Origin of the sequence: Pontiella sp., from assembly GCF_041622395.1 — a bacterium.
Taxonomy (GTDB): Bacteria; Verrucomicrobiota; Kiritimatiellia; order Kiritimatiellales; family Pontiellaceae; genus Pontiella.
This window is the reverse complement of the sequence record NZ_JBFJYW010000184.1, coordinates 1-8023: the sequence shown is the minus strand read 5'-3', so window position 1 is coordinate 8023 and position 8023 is coordinate 1. Positions and strand designations below refer to the sequence as shown.

The window sequence follows — 8023 nt, the reverse complement described above, 5'->3', positions numbered from 1 at the left end:
TTTCGCCGTTGAGCACGATGACGGCCCCGCAAGGCACTTCGCCCTCGGCGGCGGCTTGCTCGGCCTCGCGCAGCGCCATGCGCATATAGAGAATGTCGGGGGAAAAGCTGTCCATGGGCCTACGTCGATGTTTCCTGGGGGACCAGCACGTTGAGGGCGGAGGGCAGCACCTCGATGTGCACTTCCTTTTCGGTGTTGAAGATTTCGCCGTCGACCTGGATCGGGGTTTGGTTTTCGCGTTTGACGATCATGTGTTCGAAGTGCCGGTTGACGACCAGCGGATGGTGGTGGAAGGTGCGCTCGATGAAGCGGTGAACCTGCGTCAGCACCATCGGCAGATCCTTGCGTTCGATGGCGACGAGCTCGAGTTTGCCGTTGTCGGCCTGCGCATCGGGCGCCACGAGCACGTCGGAACCGAACTGCGACAGGTTCGCGACCGTGAAAATGAGCGGATGCTTGAGATGGAGCTTTTCCCCGTCGATTTCGACGTGGAAGGGCTGGGCCTTGTATTCGAGCAGTTGCTGCGCGCCGGCCAGCACGTAGGGCACCAGCCCGCGGAAGGGATACTTTTCGAAGGTTTCGACGAGTGCGCCATCCCAGGCCATGCTGCAGGTGACGAAGAACAGCCGGTCGTTGACTTTGCCGACGTCGATGGGAAGCGTGCGGCCCTTCAGCAGGGCTTCGGCCGCCGCAACGGGCTGGAGCGGGATCTTGAAGTGGCGGGCGAAACCGTTGCCGCTGCCGGCGGGAATGACCCCGAGGGCGACGTTGGTGCCCACCAATTCGCAGCCGATGGTGTTGACCATGCCGTCGCCGCCGACGACCAGGATGATGTCGATCCCGTATTCGATGGCGCGGCGGGTTTTGGCGGCGCCATCTTCGGCGGATTGGCTGAACTGGTAGTAGACGTCGTGTTCGTCGTCGTCCCATGCGTCTTGGACGGCGGTGATGTAGCGGTAGGGGCCGCCCACGCCGGATTTTGGATTGATGAGTACGAGTACCTGTTTCATGGGATTGCACGATTCCTTTATTCTTCGACGAATCTTGTAGCACATGGCGAGGGCCTTGTGAACCACGGCCTGACCTGAAATCGTCTAAATTCCGTTGTTCGTCTGTCCTTGTTCGCCTACGTTCGTCGTCTTATGCCTGTGATGGATGGAAAATATTGGGGAGAGATAAAAAACGGCGCGTTGTTCGCGGCGGTGTTGTTGCTTTCGTCGTGTACCAAAATCGGCGACTATGCCGAGGACCGTGCCGACCGGGCGGCCTACGGCAACATTGCCGGTGCGCAGTCCAAGGCGATGGGGGCGGCCGAGCCCTTCAGCATCGGCGGGGCCGACGACGCATTGGTGCAGCGGTTGATGGCGACGGAACGCAAGCTGGAGACGGCCGAAGTGCTTTCGCTGGCCGATACGTTGGCGATCGCCATGGCCAACAGCCGCTCCTATCAAACCCGCAAGGAAACCCTCTATATCGAGGCGCTGAACCTGAGCGAAACCCAGAAGGATTTCAATTGGAACTACAGTGCCTCCGCCGACGTTTCGACCGAATACACCACGCTGGAGGACGGAACCGCCGAAACCTTCGGCGACAACGGCATCGACACCACCATCAAGGCCGGCGTGACGCGGACGCTGGCGACCGGGGCCAAGGTGTCGCTCGGCTTCACCCAGAACGTCTTCAGCTATTTCACCAATCCGGATTCATCCGATGCCAACAACGCGCTTTCGCTCAACATCGTGCAGCCGCTGCTCAACGGCTTCGGCCCGCTGGTGACCAAGGAGCCGCTGCGGCAGGCCGAGCGCGACATGGTTTATGCCGTGCGCGAATTCAAGCGCTATCAGCAGGACTTCGTGATCGATATCGCATCGCTGTACTATTCGACCTTGCAGGCGCGCGACCAGCTGATCAACCAGCGCAACAGCTTCGAGAGCGCCGTGCTCAACCGCAAGCAGACCGAGTCGTATGCCAAGGCCGGGCGCATTGCCGACTTCCAGGCCGCCGAGGCCATGCAGAGCGAACTCAACGCGGCCGACCGCTGGTCGCTGGCCCAGTCCAACTACGATTCGGCGATCGATGATTTCCGTTACGCGCTGGGGCTGCCGATCGAGCTCAACGTGGTGCCGGATACGAACGAGCTGGCCCGGCTGGAGATGAAGGGGCTGATCGAGGTCGAGGTCGATTTCGAGGAGGCGCTGGTTTCGGCGCTGTCCAACCGGCTGGATCTGATCAATCTTCGCGAGCAGGTGCAGGACAAACAGCGCAAGGTGGAGATCCGCCGCCGCAATTTCCTGCCGAACCTGGACGTCTCCTATTCCGTGACCAAGAACCTCGATACGCGCGACAATTCCACGGTGCACGACGACGTGGCGCAAAACCTCGGCGTGGGGCTGGAGTTGCCGCTGGACTGGACCGAAAAGCGCAATGCCTACCGCATCGCCCAGATCAGCCTCGACCGCGAGGTGCGCGCGCTCTCCGAAGAGGAGGACGACATCCGCCGCACCGTGCGCGACCTCTGGCGCAAACTGGAGCGCAACCGCTCCGTCTACAAGAACCGCCTGTTGAGCGTGGAGCTTTCCACGCGCCGCGTGGAAAACACGCAGCTGCTGCTCAAGCAGGGCAAGGCGCTCACCCGCGATCTGCTCGAAGCCGAGGACGACCTGCTCTCCTCCAAAAACGAAGCGACCGCCGCGCTGGTGGACTACACCATCAACCGCCTGCGCTTCTGGAACGCCATCGAACGTTTTGAAATCGACCCCAAGGGAATGTGGTATGAACAGTCGGATCCTGAAAAAGCTGTGGCAGCGCCGCAGCGGTAAAATCGCCCTCATCGCATGCGTTGTCTTGATCGTGTTCCTGCTTGCCAGACGCGGCGGCGATGACGATAGCGTCGACATGGATACCGCGCACCTGTGCCAGGTGCAGCGCGGCGACTTGGTGGTGAGCATCCTGCAGTCGGGCGAACTCGTGGCGAAAAGCAGCCGGCAAATCCTGAACGAGGCCTATCGGGACGCCAAGCTCATCGAGGTGGTCGACGACGGGGCGGCCGTCACCAACGGCCAGTTGCTGTTCGAACTCGAATCGAGCGAGCTGATGGAGCGCTATCTCGACCAGCAGTCGGATGTGGCCGAAGCCGAAGCCAGCCTCAAGCTGGCGCAGGAAACCCTCGCCATCGCCCGGCTTAAGAACACGACCGATGTCGAAAGCGCCAAGCTGAAAGTCGAGCTGGCGGTGCTGGATCTGAAAAAATACGAAGAGGTCGAGTATGCGCAGATGAAGGAAAAGGCGGAGTCCGACATCATGCTGGCCGAGGAGGAGCTCAAACGGGCCATCAGCGAGTTGGAAGGCACCCAGGAGCTTTACGACAAGGGCTATTCGAACAAGAACGATCTCGATTCCGCCCGGCTTTCGGTCCAGCGCAAGGAGGTCGAGGTCCGCAACAAGACGGCGGAGTTGAGGATTCTGAAGGAATATACCCATACCAAGAAGCAGAAGGAGCTCGAAAACGCCGTAGTGAATGCCAAAGACGCCCTGCTGCGCCTCGAAAAAACCAATTCGGCCGACATTGAAAGCAAGGAAGCGTCGATCCGCTCGAAGAAAACCCGGCTGGAAATCGAGAAAAACCAGCTCGCCACCCGCGAAGTGCAGTTTGCCAACACCAAGTCCTATGCCGATTTTTCCGGGCAGGTTTTCTACCCCAAACCCGAACGCTTCGGGAGCATGTCGAAAATCGAAAAGGGGGCCACCGTCCAGTTCCGCCAGGCCATTCTCTCCTTTCCCGATTTGACGGCCTGGGATATGAAGGTCGGGATTCCGGAGGCCATGATCGACAAGGTGAACCTCGGGCAGCCGGCGGTCGCCACGTTGGATGCGGTACCCGGGCTAGTGTTGCACGGCCAGGTTGAAAAGATCAGCGCCGTTCCGGACTCGCAGGGTTGGTTCAGCACGGGCGTGAAGACCTATGCCATCGTGATCAATGTGACCTCGAAGGCGAAGGGGCAGCTCAAGCCGGGGATGTCGGCGACGGTTGAAATCGTGACGGACCGGTTGCTCGATGTGCTCAATGTCCCGATCCAATCCGTGGTTTCCAGCGAAGGAAAGCACTATGTCTACGTGGTGAAGCGGGGCCGAAAGCAGTTGCGCGAGGTTGGGATTGGAAAGTTCAACAACCAGTCCATCGAAATTACCGAAGGGTTGGAAGAAGGCGAAGAGCTGTTGCTCTATGCCGAGGTGGAGCTCGAAGCCGAAACCAAGCTGAAGAAGAGCCCGCTCGCCGAGGAATCCAAAACCGAAAAAGCCGGTGCCGGGAAAGCCCAGGAAGCGGAATGAACGAACCGATCGTCGAGTTGAAAGGCGCCGTCAAGGAATACGCCAACGGGGCGCTGCGGGTTACCGCGATGCGGGGCATCGATCTGCGGATCGACCGCGGCGAATATGCGGTGATCATGGGGGCCTCGGGATCGGGGAAATCGACCTGCCTGAACATCCTGGGTTGCCTGGACCGCCTGACGCAAGGCGCCTATCTGCTCGGCGGCGAGGATGTTTCGGGGCTCGACGACGTCGAGCTTTCGGAAATCCGCTCGAAACGGTTGGGCTTCATCTTCCAATCCTACAACCTGATCCCGCAGCTGAATGTCCTCGAGAACATCGAGGTGCCGCTCTTCTATCAGGGCGTACCCGAATCCGAGGCGCGCGTCCGGGCCGAAAAGCTGGTCCAGCGCATGGGGCTGACCGCCCGCCTCGGCCATAAGCCCATGGAGCTTTCCGGGGGGCAGCAGCAACGCGTCGCCATCGCCCGTTCGCTGGTCTGCGATCCGCTCCTGATGTTGGCCGACGAGCCGACCGGCAACCTCGACTCCAAGACCGGGCATGAGATCCTCGAGCTGATCGACGAGCTGCACGCCGAGGGCAAAACCATTGTGATGGTCACGCACGACGACGAGGTTGCCCGCCGCGCCCAGCGGGTGGTTCGTTTCAGCGACGGCGAAATTTTATCCAACGACTGGCAGGGAGCGGCCAAATCGTGAGGTCGATGCGTCCAGAGCGGATGATCAAGCTGGCGGTCAAAAACCTCGGGCAGTACAAGCTCCGTGCCGGGTTGACGATGCTTGGCATCATCTTCGGGGTCTGCTCCGTGGTGGCCATGCTGAGCGTGGGCGAGGGGGCCAACCGCGAGATCCAGGAAAAGATCCAGCGGATGGGCAGCCAGAACATTCTGCTCCAAAGCGTTAAGGTTCCCCAGGAGGAAAACAACTCGTCGGGCCGGGGCCGCAGAAACCAGTTGGCGTCCTATGGCCTCACCTATGCCGATGCCGCCGATTTGTCGCGCTATGTGCCCAATCTGGTGTCCAGCACGCCGATCAAGCGGTTGCGCTACGAGGTCGGTTTCAAGGGCCGGCGGCTACAAACCGACGTCATTGCAACCACGCCCTGGTATCTGCGGGTCCAGAACTACCGCATGGTGCGCGGCCGTTTCCTGACCGCCGCCGACATGGATTTCGGAACCCCGGTCTGCGTGGTCGGAACCCGGTTGGCGCGCATCCTCTTCGCCGGGTACGACCCTATTGGCCAAACGCTGTCGATCGACGGCGACTCCTATTCGGTCGTCGGCATCGTCGGGGATATCGCCCAGACCGAACTCCCGGGGCAGAATGAGCTGTGGCTCGAAGGCGAAAACCAGCATGTGTATATCCCGCTGCGCACCTATATTCAAAAACGCGGCGACCTTTTCATGCAATGGGCCGACGGCGGCAGCACCTTCGAAAAAATCGAGTTGCACGAACTCATCCTCACGATCGATTCGCAGAAAAACGTGGTTCGCGCCGTCGATGCGGTGCGCCGGCAGATGAAGAAAAACCACAGGAAGGAAGACTACAGCGTGGTGGTTCCGTTGGAGCTCATCCGCCAGGCGCGCGAAACCCGCCGCCTGTTCAACATCGTCCTCGGTTCCATTGCTGCCATTTCCCTGATCGTCGGCGGCATCGGCATCATGAACATTATGCTGGCCACCGTCAGCGAGCGCACCCGCGAAATCGGCATCCGCCGCGCGCTCGGCGCCCGCCGCCGCGACATCGTTCTGCAATTCCTCATGGAGACCCTGCTCCTGTCCATCTCCGGCGGGGTGATTGGCCTCGTGTTCGGTGCCATCATTCCGCTGGCCATCACGGCGGTCACCAACGTGAAAACCGTGCTGACGTTCCCGGCCTTCGCGATCGCCTTCTCGGTCTCGGTCACCGTCTCCGTCGTCTTCGGGATCTATCCCGCGCGGCGCGCCGCGCTGATGGATCCGATCGAAGCCCTGCGGCACGAATAGGGCCGCCGCGGCCGGAACCGGCAGCGCCGGGGGATAATGATCCGCAATTGTGTTGCGCGGCACCATGGTTTGGCTACGCTGTTGCAATGATGACGTTGGGAAATTTGGGAGAACACGAAGCCATCGCGCGGCTGTCGGCCATGCTCGGGACGCCGGGCGACGTCTTGGTTGGCGTGGGCGACGACTGCGCGGTTTGCGCCCTTTCGGGTACGGGGAACAACCAGCTTTTCACGACCGATCCGGTGGTCGAGGGCGTGCATTTCTTGCCGAGCGACGATCCGGTCCGGGTCGGCAACAAGGCCGTGGGGCGCGTCCTGAGCGATATCGCCGCGATGGGCGGATGCCCGCAGTGGATTCTAGTGAACGTCGTTGCTCCCCCGGAGGTGGAGTTTGGGCGGATCGAACGCATCTACGAGGGCATGATTGCGCTCTGCAACCGTTTTGGGGCCACCATCATCGGCGGCGACTTGGCCAAGGGGGCTAGCCTGGAATTGCATCTGTTCGGAACGGGGTTGGTGCCTGCGGGCAACGCGTTGCTCCGGTCCGGGGCCCGGGTGGGCGATGCGGTTTTCGTGACGGGCTCGCTGGGGGGCAGTCTCGCGGGAAAGCACCTCGATTTTGTCCCGCGGGTGGACGAAGGGGTTTTCCTGAGGGAGACCGGGGTGGTGCATGCCATGATGGATATCAGCGATGGACTGGCCACCGATCTCCGCCATATCCTGGCGCAGAGCGGCGTGGGCGCATCGCTGCAGGGCGAATCCATTCCAAGCAATGGCTCGCTGGAGCAAGCGATTTATGACGGCGAGGATTTTGAATTGTTGCTGACCGTCGCGGAAGGGGATTCGGATTTGCTGCAAGCCCGTTGGCGGGCGCGGTTCGAAACGCCCCTTTCGAAGGTGGGCGCCATCACCGGCGAAACCGGGGTGTTGCGGCTGGACGGGCAGGTGTTGAAATCGAAAGCATACGAACATTACAGGAGACCGTGAAATGACTGATGGAATGAAGGTCTTGAAGAAAAAGATGGTCGATGGACTGCTGCCGCTGCAATTGGCCGGCTTGGCCACGGTTACGGCCGACGGGCTCCCTTGGACGCGGTATGTGATGATCCGCGGCGACGAGGACTTGACGCTGCGCTGCGGCACGTTTCTCTGCGCGCGCAAGGTGGAGCAGATCAAGGCAAACCCCGAAGTGCACCTGACCTGCGGCGTGACGGACCCGATGGATATGAAATCCTACTACCAGATCCAGGGGCGCGCCGAGGTGGTGACGGATGCTGCCGAGAAACAGGCGTTCTGGAATCCGACGCTTGAGCCGATCTTCTCCGGGCCGGACGATCCCAACTATGCCGTGTTGGTGATCAAGCCCTACCGGATCGAGCGGGTCACGCCGCCCCAGATGCAACCGGACGTGCTGGAGCTCTAGGCGGGGTTTTTCCCGCTGGGCGCAGTCCCGCGTTCAATAACCTTTTTTTCCTGCGACGCTTTGTCTACCGTGCCTTTTGGAGATTAACGATGAAGATAGAAGTTTTTGCCCTTTGCGATGCCGCCACCGACAACCACGGCAAGTTGAATATCCTCGGCACGTTCGACCAGATCTATGCGGCCCGGGTGCCCGTATCCCATCCCGCCTGCGCCATTGCGTTGCGCCTGCGGTTCGACAAGATGGAGGAGGGCGTGCACTCGGTGAAGCTGCAGCTGGTCAATCCCGACG

General features: G+C 60.9%; 8 protein-coding genes. 7 read left to right on the top strand and 1 reads right to left on the bottom strand.

What is annotated here, in order from left to right; all coding sequences use genetic code 11:
- Nucleotides 1–119: 119 nt before the first annotated feature.
- Nucleotides 120–1010 carry a diacylglycerol kinase family protein gene (locus ABYO54_RS11135; protein WP_372808323.1) on the bottom strand — a complete coding sequence of 297 codons (891 nt, stop codon included), beginning with the start codon at nt 1008–1010 and terminating at the stop codon, nt 120–122.
- Nucleotides 1011–1142: 132 nt separating this feature from the next.
- Between ABYO54_RS11135 and ABYO54_RS11130 the strand changes: the two genes are divergently transcribed.
- The 7 genes from ABYO54_RS11130 to ABYO54_RS11100 form a co-directional block, all read left to right on the top strand.
- Nucleotides 1143–2819, top strand: coding sequence for a TolC family protein (locus tag ABYO54_RS11130; protein WP_372808322.1), 1677 nt, complete (start codon nt 1143–1145; stop codon nt 2817–2819).
- Nucleotides 2773–4329, top strand: coding sequence for a hypothetical protein (locus ABYO54_RS11125; RefSeq protein ID WP_372808321.1), 1557 nt, complete (start codon nt 2773–2775; stop codon nt 4327–4329). The genes ABYO54_RS11130 and ABYO54_RS11125 overlap by 47 nt, the downstream gene beginning before the upstream one ends.
- A complete protein-coding gene (locus tag ABYO54_RS11120; RefSeq protein WP_372808320.1) occupies nt 4326–5027 on the top strand; it encodes an ABC transporter ATP-binding protein in 702 nt (233 codons plus the stop codon). The genes ABYO54_RS11125 and ABYO54_RS11120 overlap by 4 nt, the downstream gene beginning before the upstream one ends.
- 5 nt (nt 5028–5032) lie before the next feature.
- The gene (locus ABYO54_RS11115) at nt 5033–6313 is read left to right on the top strand and encodes an ABC transporter permease (protein ID WP_372808319.1); all 1281 of its coding nucleotides are present in this window, start codon (nt 5033–5035) and stop codon (nt 6311–6313) included.
- An 86-nt stretch (nt 6314–6399) separates the two neighbouring features.
- Nucleotides 6400–7299, top strand: a complete 900-nt coding sequence (gene thiL / locus ABYO54_RS11110) for a thiamine-phosphate kinase (RefSeq protein WP_372808318.1) — start codon at nt 6400–6402, stop codon at nt 7297–7299.
- Between the two features lies 1 nt (nt 7300).
- Entirely contained in the window at nt 7301–7735 is a 435-nt protein-coding gene (locus ABYO54_RS11105) for a pyridoxamine 5'-phosphate oxidase family protein (RefSeq protein ID WP_372808317.1), read from the top strand.
- A gap of 89 nt (nt 7736–7824) precedes the next feature.
- The coding region (locus tag ABYO54_RS11100) for a DUF6941 family protein (protein ID WP_407992464.1) at nt 7825–8023 on the top strand (199 nt) is incomplete at its 3' end.